At 28.8% G+C, this 21296-nt stretch carries 23 protein-coding genes; 11 read left to right on the top strand and 12 right to left on the bottom strand.

Going from position 1 to position 21296, the window contains the following annotated elements:
* Nucleotides 1-27: 27 nt before the first annotated feature.
* From AACZ53_RS02170 to AACZ53_RS02160, 3 genes are all read right to left on the bottom strand, one after another.
* Nucleotides 28-996, bottom strand: coding sequence for a hypothetical protein (locus AACZ53_RS02170; RefSeq protein ID WP_339834266.1), 969 nt, complete (start codon nucleotides 994-996; stop codon nucleotides 28-30).
* A 1-nt stretch (nucleotide 997) separates the two neighbouring features.
* Nucleotides 998-1531 carry a sigma-70 family RNA polymerase sigma factor gene (locus tag AACZ53_RS02165; RefSeq protein WP_339834263.1) on the bottom strand — a complete coding sequence of 178 codons (534 nt, stop codon included), beginning with the start codon at nucleotides 1529-1531 and terminating at the stop codon, nucleotides 998-1000.
* 67 nt (nucleotides 1532-1598) lie between these two features.
* Nucleotides 1599-2417 carry a hypothetical protein gene (locus tag AACZ53_RS02160; protein WP_339834261.1) on the bottom strand — a complete coding sequence of 273 codons (819 nt, stop codon included), beginning with the start codon at nucleotides 2415-2417 and terminating at the stop codon, nucleotides 1599-1601.
* A gap of 61 nt (nucleotides 2418-2478) precedes the next feature.
* Between AACZ53_RS02160 and AACZ53_RS02155 the strand changes: the two genes are divergently transcribed.
* From AACZ53_RS02155 to AACZ53_RS02140, 4 genes are all read left to right on the top strand, one after another.
* Nucleotides 2479-3357: a PPK2 family polyphosphate kinase gene (locus AACZ53_RS02155; protein ID WP_339834259.1), complete on the top strand. Its 879-nt coding sequence runs from the start codon at nucleotides 2479-2481 to the stop codon at nucleotides 3355-3357.
* Nucleotides 3358-3462: 105 nt separating this feature from the next.
* Nucleotides 3463-4839, top strand: coding sequence for an MATE family efflux transporter (locus AACZ53_RS02150; RefSeq protein ID WP_339834257.1), 1377 nt, complete (start codon nucleotides 3463-3465; stop codon nucleotides 4837-4839).
* Entirely contained in the window at nucleotides 4836-5741 is a 906-nt protein-coding gene (locus tag AACZ53_RS02145; protein WP_339834255.1) for a prohibitin family protein, read from the top strand. The genes AACZ53_RS02150 and AACZ53_RS02145 overlap by 4 nt, the downstream gene beginning before the upstream one ends.
* Nucleotides 5742-5748: 7 nt before the next feature.
* The gene (locus AACZ53_RS02140) at nucleotides 5749-5976 is read left to right on the top strand and encodes a hypothetical protein (RefSeq protein WP_026718117.1); all 228 of its coding nucleotides are present in this window, start codon (nucleotides 5749-5751) and stop codon (nucleotides 5974-5976) included.
* A 213-nt stretch (nucleotides 5977-6189) separates the two neighbouring features.
* Here AACZ53_RS02140 and AACZ53_RS02135 read toward each other — a convergent pair whose 3' ends face one another.
* The 5 genes from AACZ53_RS02135 to meaB form a co-directional block, all read right to left on the bottom strand.
* Nucleotides 6190-6543 carry a LuxR C-terminal-related transcriptional regulator gene (locus AACZ53_RS02135; RefSeq protein WP_339834249.1) on the bottom strand — a complete coding sequence of 118 codons (354 nt, stop codon included), beginning with the start codon at nucleotides 6541-6543 and terminating at the stop codon, nucleotides 6190-6192.
* Nucleotides 6544-6568: 25 nt separating this feature from the next.
* Nucleotides 6569-7336 (bottom strand): ATP-binding protein, encoded by a 768-nt coding sequence (locus AACZ53_RS02130; protein ID WP_339834246.1) that lies wholly within the window; start codon nucleotides 7334-7336, stop codon nucleotides 6569-6571.
* Nucleotides 7303-7974, bottom strand: coding sequence for a hypothetical protein (locus AACZ53_RS02125; protein WP_339834244.1), 672 nt, complete (start codon nucleotides 7972-7974; stop codon nucleotides 7303-7305). The genes AACZ53_RS02130 and AACZ53_RS02125 overlap by 34 nt, the downstream gene beginning before the upstream one ends.
* Nucleotides 7975-7986: 12 nt before the next feature.
* Entirely contained in the window at nucleotides 7987-8616 is a 630-nt protein-coding gene (locus AACZ53_RS02120) for a hypothetical protein (protein WP_339834242.1), read from the bottom strand.
* 229 nt (nucleotides 8617-8845) lie between these two features.
* The gene (gene meaB / locus AACZ53_RS02115; protein ID WP_339834240.1) at nucleotides 8846-9958 is read right to left on the bottom strand and encodes a methylmalonyl Co-A mutase-associated GTPase MeaB; all 1113 of its coding nucleotides are present in this window, start codon (nucleotides 9956-9958) and stop codon (nucleotides 8846-8848) included.
* 73 nt (nucleotides 9959-10031) lie between these two features.
* On the opposite strand from meaB, the gene AACZ53_RS02110 reads away from it, so the two are divergent.
* Nucleotides 10032-10943 (top strand): AEC family transporter, encoded by a 912-nt coding sequence (locus tag AACZ53_RS02110; protein ID WP_339834238.1) that lies wholly within the window; start codon nucleotides 10032-10034, stop codon nucleotides 10941-10943.
* 10 nt (nucleotides 10944-10953) lie between these two features.
* A complete protein-coding gene (locus AACZ53_RS02105; protein WP_339834236.1) occupies nucleotides 10954-12360 on the top strand; it encodes an FAD-linked oxidase C-terminal domain-containing protein in 1407 nt (468 codons plus the stop codon).
* Nucleotides 12361-12571: 211 nt separating this feature from the next.
* Here the strand turns inward: AACZ53_RS02105 and AACZ53_RS02100 are convergent, their stop codons facing one another.
* From AACZ53_RS02100 to AACZ53_RS02085, 4 genes are all read right to left on the bottom strand, one after another.
* The gene (locus AACZ53_RS02100; protein WP_339834234.1) at nucleotides 12572-13198 is read right to left on the bottom strand and encodes a hypothetical protein; all 627 of its coding nucleotides are present in this window, start codon (nucleotides 13196-13198) and stop codon (nucleotides 12572-12574) included.
* Between the two features lie 102 nt (nucleotides 13199-13300).
* Nucleotides 13301-14359, bottom strand: a complete 1059-nt coding sequence (locus tag AACZ53_RS02095; protein WP_339834231.1) for a nucleoid-associated protein — start codon at nucleotides 14357-14359, stop codon at nucleotides 13301-13303.
* 118 nt (nucleotides 14360-14477) lie between these two features.
* A complete protein-coding gene (locus tag AACZ53_RS02090; RefSeq protein WP_339834229.1) occupies nucleotides 14478-15005 on the bottom strand; it encodes a hypothetical protein in 528 nt (175 codons plus the stop codon).
* A gap of 84 nt (nucleotides 15006-15089) precedes the next feature.
* A complete protein-coding gene (locus AACZ53_RS02085; RefSeq protein ID WP_339834227.1) occupies nucleotides 15090-16004 on the bottom strand; it encodes a glutaminase in 915 nt (304 codons plus the stop codon).
* 209 nt (nucleotides 16005-16213) lie between these two features.
* Between AACZ53_RS02085 and AACZ53_RS02080 the strand changes: the two genes are divergently transcribed.
* The 5 genes from AACZ53_RS02080 (at nucleotide 16214) to AACZ53_RS02060 (ending at nucleotide 21185) form a co-directional block, all read left to right on the top strand.
* Entirely contained in the window at nucleotides 16214-18367 is a 2154-nt protein-coding gene (locus AACZ53_RS02080) for a carboxypeptidase-like regulatory domain-containing protein (RefSeq protein ID WP_339834224.1), read from the top strand.
* Between the two features lie 175 nt (nucleotides 18368-18542).
* On the top strand, nucleotides 18543-19163 hold the full coding sequence (locus tag AACZ53_RS02075) for a hypothetical protein (protein ID WP_339834222.1): 621 nt from the start codon (nucleotides 18543-18545) through the stop codon (nucleotides 19161-19163).
* Between the two features lie 12 nt (nucleotides 19164-19175).
* Nucleotides 19176-20513: a 2TM domain-containing protein gene (locus tag AACZ53_RS02070; protein ID WP_339834219.1), complete on the top strand. Its 1338-nt coding sequence runs from the start codon at nucleotides 19176-19178 to the stop codon at nucleotides 20511-20513.
* A gap of 2 nt (nucleotides 20514-20515) precedes the next feature.
* A complete protein-coding gene (locus tag AACZ53_RS02065) occupies nucleotides 20516-20815 on the top strand; it encodes a 2TM domain-containing protein (protein WP_339834216.1) in 300 nt (99 codons plus the stop codon).
* Between the two features lies 1 nt (nucleotide 20816).
* Nucleotides 20817-21185 (top strand): 2TM domain-containing protein, encoded by a 369-nt coding sequence (locus tag AACZ53_RS02060; RefSeq protein WP_339834214.1) that lies wholly within the window; start codon nucleotides 20817-20819, stop codon nucleotides 21183-21185.
* The last annotated feature ends 111 nt before the right edge of the window (nucleotides 21186-21296 follow it).

The raw sequence follows: 21296 nt of genomic DNA, 5'->3' as shown, positions 1-21296 counted from the left end.
AAAAAATTGGTTTTTCTTTTTTTGAATTTAGTTTTTAATGGTAATAATGACTACACCATTGTTTCCTTTTTTACCATAAATTGGTTTGGCTTCTTCGGGTAAATAAACTTTTATAGAATCTATTTTTTGAGCATTTAAAGGAGCATATTTACTTGTGGGACTTTCTCCAAATAAGGATTCTTCTGAAAACTCTTCTCCATTGATAATATAGATTGGATTTTTTAACTCAACCATTTCATCCATTTCGCTTAAACTTAAATCTTCTCTTTTTTTAGATGATAATTCTCCGTTAATTAGAACTAAATCATCGCTTTTTGTTTGAGGTTTTACAACTTTTTCTTCAATTTCGGATTTTTTAGATTTCACTACGTCGTATTTAAAGTTTGAACTTCTAGCAGCATATATTGTTCTGTTGCTTAAAAAATCATTGCTTTTTGAACTTGCACTATTTAAGTATCCTTTTTCAATAGCTTCTTTTTGAGACATAATTTGAATATCATCAGAAATCTCTTCAGCGGCAAAGGATGTTTTGGCTGCTACTGAACTTTTTGTTTCTTTTTTAACAATTGCAGGAACATTATCATAACTTTCAAAAACAATTGCTTTAGGTTTGTTGGTGTTTGTTTGAACATTGTTTGAATTCGCAAAAGTTTCTACTTCTGGTAAAGGCTTATTGCTTTCTGTTTTTTTAACCTCTATTTTGGTTTCAATATTCTCTTGAATTTGTTCAGTTGTAGATTCTATATTTAGTTTTGGTTCAATTGGTTTGGTCAATTCTTTTTGAGTAGTAAATAATTGAATTCCAACTGTAAAAAATAATAAGAAAGAAGCAGCGATGGCTAATTTTTTCCAAACTTCACTTTTCTTCTTGATTATTTTGGTGTCGAGTTTTTCTTCTACACGATTCCACACTTTATCCATTCCTGGAAAAGATGTTTCTTCTGCTTTGTTAGAAGCGTTTTTTATTTTTTGATATATTTTTTCTTCTTGATTCATTTTATTTTGCTTTTTGATAGTAAAAAGTATTCACTAATTCTTTCAATTTTGTTTTAGCAACGTTTAATTGTGATTTGGATGTTCCTTCTGATATTTTGAGTTGTTCGGCAATTTCTTTATGCGAAAAACCTTCAATTACAAAAAGATTAAAAATGGTTCGACAACCTTCTGGAATTTTCTCAACCAACTTCAATAAATCTTCTTCTTCTAAATCAGTTACTTCATCTGTAAAAGGTTGCGATTGTATGTTTGTATCTTCCAAATAAAGATTGAAATTCAAATTCTTTTTTAATTGCAACAAACATTGATTGACTGCAATTTTTCGTGCCCAACCTTCAAAAGCCTTATTTTCTTTGAGTTGTTCTATTTTAGTAAAGATAATATAGAAAGCATCGGCCAATACTTCTTCAATATCTTCTTCTTTTTTTAGATAGCGTTTGCAAGTATAATACAATTTAGTTGCCATCTGTTCGTATAGTAAACGTTGGGCTTCTCGTTGATTTTTTTTGCAGGCTATGATTATTTTTTCATCCATCATAAAAGGTTCCTTTCTTATAAGAGTGTAAAAAGTTGTAAAAGGTTGGAAAGTGATTAAAAATATTTTATTTTTTTATTTTCAATTTATATATTTTTGATTCTAAAACATCAGTATCATTGTCTTCACATAATAAAAATTCTAAATTACTTTCTGTATTTTTATAAAGGGTGATTCCTTCAAATTTATTTTTATTTGAAATTAAACTTGTTTCTACAATTGAAAAATCATTTAATTTCATTTTACCAAGAAACGTTCCTAATATTTCTCCATCGTCATAAGTTGAGATTGTGTCTTCTACAGAAGCTAAAAAATATATTGTTTCATCTACTAAAATTGCATCGGTGAAAGAAGCTTCAGTTTTGTTTAGTTTTTGTAATTGTACTTTATGGAATTTGATTTCTGAATTATCACTTTTTATTTCAAAAATACCATTTATGCTACTTTCACCATTTCCTCTTTGAAATAGTAAAACTTTATTTTTAGAATAAATAAATCCTTCAATATTTAGATTTTCTCTTGTAATACCTGATATTTTCATTAAAGAATCATAAGGTTTTGTGAAATCACTAACTTTTATTTCTTTTGATTTTAAAGAATAACTAATGATTTTTTTACGATTTTCAGTTGAACCTGATCCCAAAATAGAAATTCTACTTCTTTCCAAAGTCATTGATTCAAAATCAGGTTTATCTTTTTTAGGAATATTTTCAGATGGATTTTCTACTAAAGCTATTTTGTTTAATTTATTTTCATTCATACTATATTCATACAAAAAGGAACTATTGTCAGAAACTAAATAAAGCAAATCATCATGGTATAAAAGTCCAGAGGCTGAACCAATTCCTATAATTTGAAAAAATAGTTGTAATTGAAATTTTTCCATACTTTTACAAAACGAGTTAAATTACTGTCACAAATATAATTGTAAAAAACAGCAAAAGCATATGAAATTCTTAAAATCTGAAGACTTTAAAGTATCTAAAACCATAAAATTGAGCGAAATTCCAACATTTATAAATGTAGAAACTTCTGAAAAGAAGAAGGAAAAACAGTTGCAAAAAATTCGTGAGAAATTAAGTAAAGTACAAGACAAAATGTATGCTCATAATAAATATAGCGTTTTAATTTGTCTACAAGGAATGGATACGGCCGGAAAGGATAGTTTAATTCGTGAGGTTTTTAAAGAATTTAATGCACGTGGAGTAGTAGTTAATAGTTTCAAAACACCTTCTTCGAACGAATTGGAACACGATTATTTATGGAGACATTATATTGCTTTACCTGAAAAGGGAAAATTTTCTGTATTTAATAGAACTCATTATGAAAATGTTTTGATTACCAAAGTCCATCCTAACTATATCATGAACGAAAATATTCCTGGAATTGAAAATGTAGAAGATATTTCAGAAGAATTTTGGGAAAATCGTTTTGAAAGTATTAATGCTTTTGAAAAACATATTGCTACAAATGGAATTATCATTATGAAGTTCTTTTTACATTTGAGTAAAGAAGAGCAACGTCAGCGTTTATTAAGAAGATTAGAAAAAGAGAAACACAATTGGAAATTTTCTCCAGGAGACTTAAAAGAACGTTTATTATGGGATGAATATCAAAATTGTTATGAAGAGATTTTGTATAAAACTTCTAAGGAACATGCTCCATGGTTTATAATTCCAGCTGACAACAAGGAAACGGCACGTTATCTAGTTGCTAAAACCATGCTGGATGAATTAAATAAATACGAGTTTCATTATCCTGAATTAGAGCAAGAAGTTAAAGATAATATTAAAATGTATCACAATAAGTTGAGTTCTGAAAAATAAGGTAGCAGATTAACACTAATTGAATATATAAATCAATCCAATTACCAATAGACAGAAACCCATTACCTCAAAAAAAATTCTATCTTTGCCGCTTTAAAAACGCAAATGAATTTATCTACTTATACCAAAGAATTTTCTTATAATTTAAGGTTAGCTTATCCTATTATTCTTGGAATGTTAGGGCATACTGTTGTTGGTATTGTAGATAATATCATGGTTGGAAAAATTGGTCCAGATGAATTGGCTGCGGTTTCATTAGGAAACAGTTTTGTTTTCATAGCCATGTCACTTGGAATTGGATTTTCAACTGCCATAACCCCTTTGGTTGCAGAAGCAGATGGAAAACATAATATTGAAGATGGAAGAAGTGCTTTTCATCACGGTTTGTATTTGTGTACGATTTTAGGATTTGCGTTATTTACTTTGATTTTCTTTTCAAAACCACTAATTTCATTCATGGGGCAACCAGAACATGTTGTGGAATTAGCTAAACCTTATTTAGATATTGTAGCATTTTCACTAGTTCCTTTAATCATTTTTCAAGCTTACAAGCAGTTTGCTGATGGAATGAGTGAAACTAAATATTCAATGTGGGCAACCATATTGGCTAATGTAGTCAATGTTCTTCTGAATTACATATTGATTTATGGTGTTTGGGTTTTTCCAAAATTAGGAATTCTTGGAGCAGCTATTGGAACTATTGTGTCACGTTTTGTTATGTTAGGTTACATGCACTACGTAATGCATAAAAAAGAAAAATTCCATCCCTTTTTTAAAGGCTTTGATTTAAAGAAAATTAAAAGAGAAGTCAATATGAAAATAATCAGATTGGGAACACCTTCAGCCTTACAAATGTTTTTTGAAATAGGTTTGTTTACTGGAGCCATTTTACTTTCTGGTTATTTAGGAACGACAAGTCAAGCGGCTAATCAAATTGCATTGAGTTTGGCTTCATTTACTTTTATGTTTGCCATGGGATTAAGTGTAGCTGCCATGATTCGAGTTGGAAATCAAAAAGGATTAAACGATTATAAGAAGTTGCAAATTGTAGCTATGTCTATGTTTTTATTAGCAATACTTTTATCTGTATTTTTTGCCTTATTGTTTATTTTGTTTCATAAATCTTTACCAGTTTTGTTTGTTGATATGAATAGTTTAACAGATTTAGCAAAAAACAAAGAAGTAGTAGCTATCGCTGGGCAATTATTATTAGTAGCAGCAGTTTTTCAAATTTCTGATGGTATACAAGTAGTTGTTTTAGGAGCATTACGTGGTTTGCAAGATGTTAAGATTCCAATGTATATGACTTTTATTTCTTATTGGGTAATTGGGTTTCCAATCTCAATATATTTAGGAATTTATACAGATTTAAAAGCAACAGGAATCTGGATAGGACTTTTGGCAGGATTAACGTCAGCAGCAATATTTTTGTATCTTCGCTTTAATTATTTAATAAAAATTTTAATAAATAAACAATTATGATTATAGCATCAGTATTCGGAATGATTTTAATAGCAATGGGTTTCGCATTAAAATCACAAAATGAACTTTTTTCTAAAATAGCTAATCCACTTAAATATGTAGGTTTATTAATAGTAGTATTGGGGATAACATCTTCTTTGTTCGTTCAGATTCAAGCAGGTAAAGTAGGTGTAAAATCATTATTTGGAGAAGTTAAGCCTGCTATATTAGAAAGTGGTTTACATATAGTAAATCCATTATATGATGTGACTCCTTTTGATATCCAGACACAAAATTATACAATGTCAGCTTCAAATGAAGAAGGTGCAAAAGTAGGTGATGATGCCATTAGAGTTTTATCTGCAGACGGATTAGAAGTAATTATAGATTTAACAGTTTTATATAGAGTTTTACCAGCTGATGCACCAGTTATTTATAAAAAATTAGGTGTAAACTATTCAGATAAAATTGTACGACCTGTTACACGAACACGAATAAGAGACAACGCTGTTTTTTATGATGCTGTTGCTTTGTATTCTACAAAAAGAGAAGAATTTCAAACGCGAATTTATAGCTCTATTGAAAAAGATTTTAAAAGTAGAGGATTAATTTTAGAACAACTTTTAATTCGAAATATAGATTTACCGGCTTCAGTAAAAACCACAATCGAATCTAAAATTAATGCAGAACAAGAAGCGCAAAAAATGATATTCGTATTGCAAAAAGAAAAGCAAGAAGCAGACCGTAAAAGACTAGAAGCACAAGGTATTGCAGATTACCAAAGAATTATTTCTTCTGGATTAACAGACAAACAATTGCAGTACGAATCTATTAAAGCTCAATTAGAAATAGCAAAATCACAAAATGCCAAAGTGATATTAATGAATGGCAAAAACACACCAATAATACTTTCAGATAAATAAAATTAAAATGGAAAGACCAAAATTTATATTAGGAGACAATACTGATTTTCCAGATGATATCTTTATTGTGCATTTAGATTACCCACGTTTTTTAATTAATTTAAAGGATGATGAAGTTGAGTTTTTAGAGGATATTGAAGAAGAAGACGAACGCGAATTAGAATCAGAAATGGAACATTTGATTACCCTTGCAGGAGAATTTTACGATAAAGAAATGGAAAATTACGAAGAGTAAATAAAAATATATACTTAAGCAGAATAAATTCTTTAAATAATCTTAAAAACATTGACCCTGCAATCTTTGTAAATTAAAGAAGGAATAAAGATTTTTTTATTCTGCAAAAAGTATATTATTTTATCGACAGCAATTAATAAAACTTATATTGCCTAGATGTTAAATTAATATAATTTTTTTGTGAATTTTAAAAGTGTTAAAATATCTTATACTTTAAGGAACATAAATTTTATGTTTAATTGCGTAAAGTACTAAACCTATTCTGTTTTTTACATTAAGTTTTACAAATAGATTATCTCTGTAACCATCTATTGTTTTTGGACTTAAATTCATTTTGTCAGCTACCTCTTTATAAGTTAATTCGGTACAAATCAGCTTTAAAAATTCAATTTCATTTTCTTTTAAAGTTGCTTCTTCCTGGTTTTTTCCGGTAACAGAATTCATAAGTGCATCTGTTACAATATTTGAATGATAAATTCCAGTTTCAATTATTCTTAATAAGGCTATTTCTAACGTATGTTTGTCTACATCTTTTAGTAAATATCCTTTTGCACCAGCACGAACCATTTTTAGAATCGTATTTTCATCTTCCTCAACTGTTAAGGCTAAAACGGTGAGTAATTGTTAATTGTGTTCCTTTATTTTCTTCTGATTCTATTGAAATTTCAGCATTAATCAAAGCGCCTCTTTTCTTCATATTATTTAAGCCAATTCCACTTGTTGAATTTTGAGAAGCATTAAAGCCAATTCCGTTATCTTTTACTATAATTACTAATTCATAATCAGTAAATCTCATCATCACATTTAATATAGAAGCTCTTGAATGCTTAATAGTATTTGAGAAAAACTCCTGAAGAATTCTAAAAATAATGATTTCTGTTTTTGCATCTAAATCTAGATATTCACCTTCAATAACTAAATCTGATTTTATATAATTTAAACGATTAAATCTGTCAATTTCTAATTGAACAGCTTGATTTAGTTTAATATTTGCGATAAAATCTGGGTTAATTACTTTAGATAATGCTCTAACTTCATTTAAAATTACAGTTAAATTATCATTTACATCTTTAATATTTTCAGGATTGTCTGAAACACTTTGAAGTTGAATTTTAGCTAAAGTCAATAATTGACCAATATTATCATGAAGTTCCCAGCTTATATTTCTTAAAGTTTGTTCGCGTATTTCAACTTGAGATTCACCAATTTCTTTTTCAAATTGTTGTTGTGATTCTACTTGTTTGGTTAATAGTACGTTTTTCTTTTTTTGAAAAATTATAAACAGAAAAACCATTATGACACATACGCTAAATAAAACTATAATGGCTAAAAATAATCCCGCTGTCCCTTGCTGCTCCATATAAAACCTGAAATTATTATTAAATTATAGATAAATACTAGTAAAAAATTTACAGCATAAATATAAGGAATTGTGGGTGAAGTTTTATAATAATTTCTAATTACATTAAAAGGAATGTTTGGTAATAAAAACAAGAGTAATCCAATACTTATCCAAAAGACCATCATTTTATTAATATGTATTATTTTATCAGAGTTTAAAATTTCATATAAATAGATTAAAATTGAAGTAATTATAACTGCACCTCCTGTTATATAAGTGTTTGAAAAATAATCTCTAAAAAAATCATCAATAAATAATAAGTTTATTAAGTAACTTGCATAATAACAAGCTAACAGGATTGAAATTGTTTTTTTACTTTTTAAACTTTTTACAGCATTTTTGAATAATAAAATATAAAAAGTAAAGGAAATAATTTGAAAAATATTATAAAAAAACACATTAAAAATTGATATATTTTGGCTATAGTATTTTGCAGTAAAGTCATTTAATACAATATACCAAAGCAGAAATAAAAAGTATTTTAAATACGTATCTTTATACTTATAATAACACAAAGACCCTGCAATCGCTGTGACTATTTGAAAATAAGTAAAAAATTTTTTTAAATCTGCTATAGGTATATTCTTAATTTCCATTAATTTTTTAATTTATTCACCAGGTGGAGGTGTTAATTGCATGTCATTTAGTATTAAACTTGTCTTTGGGGTTTCATTTGATTTTGGAATACCCATACGAGAATCTTTTTTACACAAAAGACCTTCAATCACTTTATAATTTCCAATTAATCTATTTTCTCCAGTAGGTTCAATATAAAAAGGAACATTTCTTAAATTTGGATATTCTCTTCCCCATTCATTTGGCTCAACTTTTATTGTTGGTGCAAAAAAGAAGGTTTCTCTTTTTCTGTATTTTTGCGTTTTACTCCCATTTTTAAGTGTGTCTGGATATGCAGCAAAATAAACTCTTATGCCAGATATTTTTTTCTTATTTAATTGCTCAACTTCATCCAAAAAGGCAATGTATTTTTTTAATGAATCTAACTCTATAAATGCAAATAATGTTGGATCATACTCATTTTCTGGGGTAGAATTATTTTCTCTAATTAAACTACCAATAGAATCTTGGTATGTATTCTTCATTTCAACAGCTTGTTCAACTGTAATGATTTGAGAAATTTCGTTTATTAAATTCTCTTCTTCACTCTTAGGATTACATGCGTATAATAAAAAAAGCATTGAAAAAAAAAGTATTGTTGTACAGGTTCTTATTTTCATCATAGTAATTTATTGTTTTACAAAGTTAATTTAATGGTTTTTATGTAGTTCAGGAAAAACACCTTTTTTTACAGGGTGTTTATTTTATAATTTAAAGGTTTTTTTCCTGATTTTTTTTGTTTTCAAACTTTCATATTTGTAGTATATATATTTAAGTAAATAATATATAGTTTGTTAAGTTTGTTTTTGGATAGAAAACCTCGATGATATATTTCATTGGGGTTTTTTGCTTTTATAAAACAAAATACTTCTCCAACAAACGCTTAGCCGCTGCAAAAGGAGAGACCTCATTGTTTTGAACGGCTTTTTTATTTTCTTCTAATAGTTTTATGATTTCTGGATGATTGTAGAAGTTACTTTTTAATTGTTCGTTAATAGTTTCCATCATCCAAAATTGATTTTGACTTTGTCTTTTCTTTTCAAAAAAATGATTTTCCTTTACTAAATTAAAATACTCAGAAATTATTTTCCAAACATTGTCAATACCGATTTTTTCAAAAGAACTACAAGTCGTTACTTTTGGAATCCAACCGCTACTTTTAGCTGGAAATAAATGCAATGCTCTGTTGAATTCAGCTTTAGCTAATTTTGCTTTTGAAATATTATCGCCATCAGCTTTGTTGATTACAATTGTATCAGCCATCTCCATGATTCCACGCTTAATTCCTTGTAATTCATCACCAGCACCAGCAATCTTAAGGAGTAAAAAGAAATCAACCATGCTATGCACAGCGGTTTCGCTTTGCCCAACACCAACTGTTTCTATAATTACTGTATCAAAACCACAAGCTTCACATAAAATAATGCTTTCACGAGTTTTTCTAGCTACACCACCTAGACTATCTCCAGATGCACTTGGACGAATAAAAGCATTTTCATCTTTCACTAATTCTTCCATTCGGGTTTTGTCACCCAAAATACTCCCATGACTTATAGAACTACTTGGGTCAACAGCCAAAACGGCTACTTTTTTACCAATGGAAGTCAAATAAGTTCCAAAAGCTTCAATAAAGGTGCTTTTTCCAACACCAGGAACACCTGTAATTCCAATTCTAACGGATTTATTTGCATAAGGCAAACAACCATTAATTACTTCATTTGCGCGTTCTAAATGTTCTGGATTTGTACTTTCGACCAAAGTAATGGCTCTGCTTAAAGCAATTTTGTCACCGTTTTTAATGGCTTCAATTAATTCAGTAGCAGAAGGTATAATTTTTCGTTTTAATTGAATTCTTTTAGCCACAGCATTGCTTAACGAATCAGGTTGACTGATGCCGTTAACTTCTGATAAGGCTGATTTTTTAGGTTGTTCTTCCAAAAATTGTCTCTTTCTGTAAATGTACAATTTTTTTGAAAAAAAAGGACTTTCCATTTAATAATCAAATAATGCTTTTAACTTTGTACTTCATAAAAATCTAATGGATAATATTCTTCTAATTTTCATCTGCTTACTAATAGGTATTTCCTTTCAATATGCTAGATCTTTACCTAAGAACATGCATGTTGTTTTAAATCAGTTTGTTATTTATGTTTCCTTACCTGGATTAGCCTTGTATTATATTCCAAAAATTGAAATATCTACAGCTTTATTATATCCATTAGGAGTTGCTTGGTTAGGTTTTGGTCTTTCTTTTTTATTTTTTTATACGTTAGGTAAATATTTAGGTTGGTCTAAAAAACTGACAGGTTGTTTAATTTTAACTGCAGGATTAGGAAATACATCGTTTGTTGGGTTTCCAGTTATTGAGGCTTTGTATGGCTCTAAAGGAATTGAAACGGCAATTGTAATAGATCAGCCAGGAACATTTGTAGTCATGGCAACTTTTGGAATTATTGTTGCGACACTATTTTCGAGAGAAAAATTAAGCGCAAATGCAATTGTTAAGAAAATTTTATTTTTTCCTCCTTTTATCGCTTTTGCTATTGCCGTTTTATTGAATGTTTTTAATGTAGATTTCCCTGTAGATTTCCAATCAGTTTTTCAAAGAATTGGAAGCACAGTTACACCTATTGCATTGATTGCTGTTGGTTTACAGCTAAAAATAGAAAGAAATAGTAAACATTGGGGTTTTCTTACTTTAGGATTGTTGTTTAAATTAATGATTACACCACTTTTTTTCTTTATTTTGTATAAAAAAATATTTGGTGCTTCAGGATTGATGATTGATGTTTCAATAGTAGAATCTGCAATGGCTCCAATGATTACGGGAGCAATTTTGGCTTCAACTTATGGATTAAAACCAAAACTAAGTAGTATGATGGTTGGAATTGGAATTCCGTTATCCTTTGTTACTTTAGCTTTTTGGTATTGGATTTTATTAAATTTTTAAACGAAAAAAAATGGAATTAAAGAAAAATATATACGATTTATTAAAAAATATTGTTGGCGAATCATACATCTTTACGGATGAAGAAACCAGAAAGCATTATGGTCATGATGAAACAGAAGATTATGTTTTTCCACCAAGTGTCGTTTTAAAACCAGCTAATGCTTTTGAAATTTCTGAAATTCTAAAAGTAGCTAATGAATTTTATATTCCTGTAACACCAATTGGAGCAAGAACTGGATTGAGTGGTGGAGCTTTATGTGTTCAAAAAGGAATTGGTCTTTCTATGGAACGTTTAAATAGAATCATTGAAATTGATGAGAGAAATCTTCAAGTCACAGTTGAACCAGCAGTAATTACTCAAGTTTTGCGTGAAGCTGTTTTAGAAAAAAACCTATCCTATCCAGTAGACCCAAGTAGTCAAGGAAGTTGTTGGATTGGTGGAAATGTAGCCGAAAACGCAGGTGGAGCAAGAGCTTTAAAATATGGTGTGACCAAAGATTACGTTCTTAATTTAGAAGTCGTTTTACCTAATGGTGAAATCATTTGGACAGGAGCAAACACATTAAAAAACTCAACAGGATACAATTTAACGCAATTAATGGTTGGAAGCGAAGGAACTTTAGGTGTAATAACCAAAATCGTTTTAAAACTGATTCCAGCCAATAAGCACAATGTGTTGTTGTTAGTTCCTTTTTATAAAGCAGAGCAAGCATGTGAGGCAGTTTCAGCCATTTTTAGAGCAGGAATTGTCCCAAGTGCTTTGGAGTTTATGGAACGTGATGCTTTAGAATGGACAATGAAATATATTGATGGAGTGAGTGTTCAAATTAATGATGATATTCAGGCACACTTATTAATTGAAGTGGATGGAAATTATCCTGAAATTCTAATACAAGAAGCCGAAAAAATTCTAGAAGTTGTAGAGCAGTATGAAATTGATGAGGTTTTATTTGCAGATTCAGAAGAACAAAAGAATGCTTTATGGAAAATGAGAAGAGCTGTTGGAGAAGCTGTTAAATCAAATTCAATTTATAAAGAAGAAGATACTGTTGTTCCAAGATATGAATTACCAGCTTTATTAAACGGAATAAAAGCAATAGGCATGAAATACGGTTTTAAATCGGTTTGTTATGGTCATGCTGGTGATGGAAATTTACATGTAAACATTATAAAAGGAGATTTATCTGATGATAAATGGAATAAAGAAATCCCAAAAGGAATCAGAGAAATTTTCGAATTAACAGTTGCCTTAAAAGGAACACTTTCAGGAGAACACGGAATTGGTTATGTACAAAAGAATTATATGGATATAGCGTTTTCAAAAACGCATTTAGAACTTATGGAAAGTATTAAACGTGTTTTTGATGCTAATCATATTTTAAATCCAGGGAAAATTTTTCCTGATGAAGAAGTTTAAATAAGATGAATTTTTTAGAATTTATTTTAGCAGTTATCTTAATTTACCTTGGGATTCAACTAATTAATTATTATCAAAAATCAAAAAAATAAAATAAAATAGGAGGTTTGTCTTTTAAACTTCAAACTACTGGAATTGGTCTTGTTATGATAGGAGTATATCTAATAATTAGACTCTTTATCTATTTAGTGGAATTAATAAAAAGGTGATTTTAAATCATAGTATTCAAATATTCTCTCAAAACTTGAAGTTCTTTATCTTCTTCCTCAATAGTAACTGAGTAGTCTTTAATAATAGAATGGGTTAATTTTTCAGCATCAGAAATTTTAGTATTTCTTGAGCTGATTTTTTTAGTTAATCGTGCTATGTATAATGAAACAACTCCAAGAATTAATCCTAAAATTGCCATAAATTGAAATTTGTTCTTAGCATTACTTTTAATAGAATCGCCAATAGATTTATCTAAATTTTGAATTAATAGAGTAGATTTAGATTTATTGGAATTAGAAGCAATTTCGTTTATTTTAACCTGTAAAGCTGAACCTGTTTCTAAGGCAAAGTTGTCTTTGTAATCCTGAATGATTTCATTTTTCACAGCTTCATCTTTGACAATTATTTGAGGAAAAAAGAAAAACAACACAGAACCTAAAATAAGAATAATTCCTAATGTAAGTGTAATAAAACGTTTTGTAGATAAATAAGCACTTCCAAACCAACGACCAATTTTAGAGCTTGATAAATCTTCATCTAAAGTAGTTAAAAGTTTCATACGGTCTTTTAATACAATTTGACGATTCGATTTTTCTTCAATGAATTTCTGTAGTTCTATTTTTGTCATGATTTCTGTTGGATTTACTTCAAATATAAAAAAAATCCCCAACCACTTATTCGTAATTGAGGATTTTTATTTTATTGAACATTATTTATTAAAAACTAAATACTAGCTTTTTTGTTCTTTATTAAAGTAAACTAAGTAATAATACATTTGTTTTTCTTCGTCCCAACCTTTTTCAACAAATTTTTGAGCTGAATCAGAATTTACGAAATCTAACTTAATTTGAACATTTGTATCTAAATGAATGGTGTTTTTTAATTTCTTACGAACATCGGTCACAGCAGCATTTGCAATAGGAAAATCAGTTACATCTTCTATACTATATTTTTCACCTTTATCTACTTTGTAATTTTTAAATTCTGGAATAAATTCTGGGTTTTCCATTACTTCATTTAAGAAAGCTGTTTCTTCAAAAGCATCGTTTTTGGCAAAGTGATTGATGGCTCTATTCATGAATAAAACCTCTTGTTGTTTGTCTTCTGCTGGCAAAACTACATCTTTAGCAAAATCTTGACAGAATTTTAAATATTTCTTAGTCATGAAGTTTTCATCCTGAAAAGCATCAACAGATAAGAAATGTTCTAACCAATAACGAGCATCATATCTGTTGCTATCAATGGTTAATATTTTATAACCTTCTTCTTTTTTGTAATTGAAAATCAAACAACCTTTATCTAATTTATTTAAATTGATTCCTTGTTGTAAAATCATTTCCAAACTGCTTCCGTTTTCTTCAAATTGTAAAAAATCGGTTTGGATTTCACTTTTGAAAACTCCAATAGCATCCACAACATTGTTGTCAATTGATACATTTGAAAGGTAAGCTACATAAACTTCACCATTCTTAATATGTGGATGATTTGATTGCTCAAATAAGTGAGAAGTTATTTTTTTTGAAATGTTATGTACTTCACTTGGATTGCTGAAGATCTCAGTAGCTAAGTTGAACATGTCATTATATTCTAAATCTACATCATGTGCAAACTGAAAGTAATTTTCTTCTTTTTCACGAAAAGGTTTAAAGAAATATTCTTTCAATAAAGGCATAATCTCATCGTTTAATCGGTATGGATTTTCAGATAAAAAAATAGCTTCGTTACGGCTTTTATTTCCAACTCTATGAATGGAAAGATTGTCTATATGGGCGTTGAAAAGGTTTATCATTTTGTTGTTTAGAAAATAGATGAAAGAAGAAAGAGAAAAGACCACTTTCTTAAATCTATTTTGTTTTTAAATTAGTTATTTCTTTGTTCTTGCTTCTTGTTTCTTTCTTCTCAAAAGACTAATTCCAATTTTCTTCGAAACCAAAATCTTCAAAGCTATCATCACCTTCGAACATGTCTAAATCATTTTCGTCGTAATCCTCTTCCTCTAAACCACCTTCAGCTTCAAATAATTTGTCATCAGCTTCTAAAGGCACTTCACCTTGTGAAAATAATAAAGCTGGATAAATTAATCCTTCTTGTTTTTCATCTTCAATTACGGCTAATTCCACGTAGAAAGTCCACATGTTTAAGAAATCATAAACATAAATAATTTTTGTATGATGTTTGTCTATATTATCTTCAAGGATAAACTCATTCATAGGTCTAACATCATCAGAATCATCACCTGTGTCAAATAAAGGAATTTCAAATTCTTGATTCCATTCATCATCACACATATAAAAGGAAGCCATTTCGGTTCCATCAAAGCCAAAAGCGTTAACAATTGCGTTGTGTAAATCTTCTAAAGTGTTTGTTTTTTCTATTGCAATATCTCTAAAAATATCCTCTTTAGTATCTAATATAGCTCTAAATTTATAAATCATTTGTTTGAAATTTTATGAACTGCAAAAGTAAGTAATATTTAAGAAACTACTTTTGTCAAATATACATTTGTTGATAAGATTTTTTTAAAATATAGAAGCTTCTGTAATAGTAGTTAATCGTTCTAAAGTTTCTAATCCATAAACCGAATTTCCTTTCTTATTTAATTTTGGACTCCAAACGGCAACGGTATAATTGTTTGGAAACACGGCAGTAACGCCACCGCCACCGCCACTTTTTCCTGGTAAGCCTACTTTAAAAGTAAATTCACCAGCTTGATCATAAAAGCCACACATTTGCATTAAGGCATTCATTCTTTTGCATTGACTTGAAGTAAGTAAACGCTCGTTATTATATGGATTTATCCCATTATTTGAAAAGACTTGAAAGCTTTTGGCTAGTTCTTCACAACTCATGGCTAAGGCACATTGATGATAATAAAAATCTAAAACATCTTCTGGGTTATTTTTAATATTTCCATAAGATTTAATGTAATTTACTAATGCAGCATTTCTAAAACCAGTTTCTTTTTCAGAATTTACAACCTCTAAATTATAATTTATTGACTTTGAATTCGCCAATGTTCTTACAAAATCTAAAAAATATGTTTTTGGATCTTCAAAATGTTCTAACATTAAATCAGCAATAACTAAAGCTCCTGCGTTTATAAAAGGATTTCTTGGAATTCCGTTTTCATATTCTAATTGAACTAACGAATTAAACGCGTTTCCAGAAGGTTCAAAATTGACTCTTTTCCATAAATCATTGCCTATTTTGGAAAAAATTAATGCAGTTGTAAAAACTTTTGTGATACTTTGAATAGAAAATTTTTCAGTTGCATTTCCTACATTATAAATGTTTTGTTTATTGTCAATTAATGAAATTCCGAATTTAGAAGCATCAACTTTGGCTAATTCAGGAATGTATTCAGCAATAGAACCCTTGTTTTCTAGTAGCTTAACTTCGTTATATATTGAGTTTAATATTTGTTGGTAATCCATGAGTAATGTTTTTGTAAATGTACTAATTCGATGTCAAAAATCAATTTCAATGTCAAAAATCAATTTCAATTAAAAAAATATTTTTCATAACCCATAACCTCAAAAAAAACACAATTCATCCTAAAAAATCAACAGTTCAGAATATGTTAATTTTAATTGGTTTGATTTTACTACAATTTTGCTTCATCAAACTAACTAATATTAAAAAGATGAAAACTATTTTAACTTTATTAATCACATTTATAACTCTTTTAAGTTACTCTCAAACCACTTTGAAGGGAAAAGTCATTGATGAGCAAAAGAATCCAATTATAGCAGCTAATGTGTTTTTAGAAGGAACTTATGATGGAACAATTACAGATGAAAACGGAGAATTTTCATTTAAAACTACTTCCTCTGGAAATCAAATTTTACAAATCAGTTTTATTTCTTTTGAAACTCTCATAGTGAAAATTGAAGTTGAGAACTATCAACCTAAAATATTCAACTTAAAGGACGATTTGAATACGTTAGACGCCGTTGTAGTTTCAGCAGGAACATTTAAAGCTGGTGATAACAGTAAGGTTACAGCTTTAAAGCCTTTAGATATTGTCACAACAGCTGGTTCTGTAGGAAATATAATAGGAGCCTTAGAAACCTTACCAGGAACACAAACTGTTGGAGAAAGTGGTCGTTTGTTTGTTCGTGGTGGAGAATCAAATGAAACACAAACTTATGTAGATGGAATTAGAGTAGCACAACCTTATGGTGCAACAGCAAATAATGTGCCAACACGAGGACGATTTTCTCCGTTTTTGTTTGATGGAATTACATTTTCAACGGGTGGTTATAGTGCTGAATATGGTGATGCCCTTTCAAGTGTACTTTTACTAAACACTATTGATGAACCTTTACAAGATCAAACTGATATTTCAATAATGACTGTTGGTGCTGGTTTGGGAAAAACAAAGAAATGGGAAAATAGTTCGATAACTTTTAACACGAGTTACATAAATTTAGCTCCTTATCAAGCAATTATTCCTCAAAATTTAGATTGGAATAAACCTGTTGAAGTATTTTCGGGTGAAAGTATTTTTAGAACTAAAATTAAAAAAGGATTACTAAAAGTTTACACTGCTTTTGATAAAACTAATTTCGATATCAATCAAAAAGACATCAATTTTGAAGATAAAATTCGAGTTGATATGACAAATAGTAACTTCTATTTAAATTCTTCTTTTGTTGGTTATGTTGCTGAAAACACAAAGTTACAAACAGGATTAAGTTATGGTTACAGTCAAAATAAAATCAATATTGCTAACGATAAAGTTGATAATAACGAGAGAAGTTTACATTATAAATTGAAGTTTACTCAGTTTTTGACCAATAGAATAAAATTAAATTTTGGAGGAGATTATTTTCATACCAATTTTGATGAATTTTTTAAAGGAAATGAAGCCAATTGTTTTCTTTCCGGATATGATAATAATTTAGGGGCTTTGTTTGCCGAAACCGAAATCTTCTTTTCTAAAAAACTAGCTATGAATGTTGGATTAAGAGGTTCAAATGCTTCTATTGTAAAGAAATTTGTGGTTGAACCAAGAATTTCAATGGCTTATAAAATTGCTGAAAACAACCAATTTTCTTTAGCTTATGGAACTTTTAACCAAACACCAAATCAAAGTTATTTGAAATATACTTCTAATTTGAATTACGAAAACACATCACATTATATTCTGAATTATATGTACAATAAAGAAGGTAAAATGTTCAGAGCTGAAGCTTATTATAAAGATTATAATGATTTGGTTAAGTACAATACTTCATCTGCTCAATTTGATAGTGATTTTAATAATAACGGTTATGGTTTTGCTAAAGGAATCGATTTGTTTTGGAGAGATAATAAATCCATTAAAAATTTAGAGTATTGGATTTCGTATTCGTTTATTGATTCAAAAAGAGATTATAAAAATTATGAAACTAACGTAACCCCAAGTTTTATTGCAAAACATAATTTTTCATTAGTCACAAAATATTGGGTTGAAAAGTTAAAATCACAAATTAGTGGAACATATTCATACAATTCAGGAAGACCTTATGATAATCCAAATAGTTCAGAATTCATGAATGAGCAAACGAAGTCTTACAATAATTTAAGTTTTAGCTGGGCTTATCTTTTATCACAACAAAAAATACTATTCCTTTCAGTTTCAAATGCCATAGGAACAAATACTATTTTTGGATACAATTATGCTAATTCACCTGATTTAAATGGACAATTCCAACGTCAAGCCATTACACAACCAGCTAGTAGATTCATTTTTGTAGGTTTCTTTTGGACCATTAGTGATAATAAAAAGACTAATAATTTGGATAATTTATAAAGAAGTAACTAGTGAATAGTTATTAGTAGTTAGTCAATTCAAATAACACTAATCACTTAAAACAACAATTCATCCTCAATATTCAACAGTTCGGTAATTCCAATTTTAAAATCATAACATTCTGATGCAACTTTGTACTATCAAAAAAGAAATACTAACTTTAAATTTTAATATCATGACAAAAATTATCACATTTATCGCAATTTTAGTTTGTGGATTAGTTTCAGCACAAACAAATTATGAAACCGGAATGGCAAAAGCAATGAAACTTTGGTCAGAAGGGAAAAACACAGAAGCTTCAGCAACATTTGAACGCATTGCTTCAGCAGAATCAAAAGAATGGTTGCCAAACTATTATGTAGCACTTATTAATGCTTTAGCCTCTTTTCAAACACAAGACAAAGAAGAACTTAAATCATTGTTAAATAAAGCTCAAAATGCTTTAGATATTGAATTTAAGAAAGATAGTCAAAATGCTGAATTGTTAGTGGTTCAAGGATTAATCTACTCAGGTTGGATTGTTTCTGACCCAATGACAAACGGAATGAAGTATTCAGGAATGGCAAATGGAGTTTATGCTAAAGCAGAAAAATTAGCACCAGAAAACCCAAGAGTAATGTTTTTGAAAGCCGAATTTGAAATGGGTTCAGCAAAATATTTTGGTCAAGATACAACGCCAATGTGCGAACAAATTGCAAAATCAATACCTTTGTTTGAAAATTTTCAACCAGAAACACCATTTCATCCAAATTGGGGTTTAGATAGAGCTAAAGAAGTTTCAGCGGATTGTAATTAAAAAGTAAAAAAAATGAATAAGTATATTAAAGAATTTCCAAGAGCTACATATATTTCATTAACTGTTTTTATTGCATTAATGCTGTTAAGAATAGTTTCAGGAGGAACTATTAGTTTTAATGAAAATTTAGTATGGAATTTTCTTCTAACCATGCTTTATGGATATTCTTTATATTATGCCAACTCATTTGTTTTTATGTATTTAGATGGGGTTTTTAAGAAAAACAGATTTGATAAAAGAAGGATTTTAATTGGATTTGTACTTTCGTTTTTCATTTCAATTTTTACTATTTTTTTAATGCGTATTGTGGAAGATGTTTTGATTGAAAAAATTCCTTTCCAAGAGTTTTTAATGCGTGAGAAAGCTTCTAATTATATTGTATCAATTATAATTACATTGATAGTTACTTTAGGAATTCATGCTTTTTATTTCTATAAAGCTTTTCAAGAAAATAGAGTAAAAGAACAAAAAATCATTGCCGGAACAGCTTCAGCTAAGTTCGAAAGTCTAAAAAACCAGATTGATCCTCATTTTTTATTCAATAGTTTAAATGTTTTGAGTTCATTAATTGAAGAAAATCCGGAAAATGCTCAAAAGTTCACCACTTCATTATCTAAAATTTATAGATATGTTTTGGAACAAAAAGATAAAGAATTAGTTACAGTTGCCGAAGAATTAGCTTTCGCAAAAACCTATATGAACTTATTAAAAATGCGTTTTGAAGACAGTATTTCTTACGAAGTTCCAGAAGATTTTAATGACGAAGATGCTAAAGTAGTTCCATTATCCTTACAATTATTGTTAGAAAACACAATCAAACATAATATTGTAAGTGAGAAAAAACCATTACACATCAAAATAAGTATAAAGAATAACGAATTAATAGTAGAAAACAACAAACAAATAAAAGAAGTTTTACAAGATAGAAGAGGCGTTGGACTTCAAAATATTGTAAGTCGATACGCAATTTTAACTAAGAGAAATGTTCTAGTAGAAGATACTAATGAATATTTCAGAATAAAGCTTCCAATATTAACAAAACAAATAGCAGTCATGGATGCAACATATAACTACAACGAACAAACAGCTTACGATAGAGCTAAAGATAGAGTAGAAAAGTTAAAAGGTTTTTACGGTAATTTAATTTCTTATTGCTGTGTTATTCCAATTCTTATCATAATTAATTTAAGCACATCAAGTTTTCAATGGTTTTGGTTTCCAATGTTAGGTTGGGGATTGGGTCTAACCTTTCATGCTTTTGAAACTTTCGGATATGGAAAATCTTGGGAAGAGAAAAAAATTCAAGAAATATTGCAAAAAGAAAATAAAGAAGAATCAAAATGGAACTAATTATGGAAACAAACAATGATTTTCAAAGCTATCAAAATGCTAAAAAACAAGTACAAGAATTAAAAGGATTTTATAGTCATTTATTAAGTTATGTTATAGTAATGATTGTAATGATTTACATCAATCTTAAATATACACCAGAAGTATTATGGTTTATTTGGACATTGTTAGGTTGGGGAATTGGTGTGTTTTTTCATGCCATGAGGGTTTTTAATTTTTTTCCTTTTTTTAATAAAGAATGGGAAAAGAGAAAGATGAAACAATTTATGGAAGAAGAAAAGTCTAATAAAAAATTTCAATAAGATGAGTATAGGAGATAGAATACAAAGAAGAATGGATAGAAAAGATTTTAAGAATTATATTCCAACAAGTCCAGAAGACGCTAAATATTATGAAGCTTTAAAAAGAGTAAAACGGATCAAAGGATTTTATACTCATGCTTTAGTTTATCTTGTAATAAATTTAATGTTTGTTATAATTAATTATCAAAATTTAGGAGAAGGAGAAAGTTATTTTCAATGGCATAATTTTATAACAGCTTTCTTTTGGGGAATTGGTTTATTAGCTCATGGGTTATCCGTTTTTTTACCTGGAATGATTTTAGGAAATAACTGGGAAGAGCGAAAAATTAAGGAATATATGGAAGAAGAAAAAAAACGAAATTGGGAATAACTTTTAAGTAGCTAAGTGACTAAGTCGCTTAGTACCTTAGTTACTTTACAACTCTAAAAAAAAATGAATATAATTATAATAGAAGACGAAAAACCAGCAGCAAGATTATTG

The sequence above is a fragment of the uncultured Flavobacterium sp. genome (assembly GCF_963975005.1).
Lineage (GTDB): Bacteria > Bacteroidota > Bacteroidia > Flavobacteriales > Flavobacteriaceae > Flavobacterium.
The sequence above is the reverse complement of the archived record's forward strand: the minus strand, read 5'-3'. Positions and strand labels throughout refer to the sequence as shown.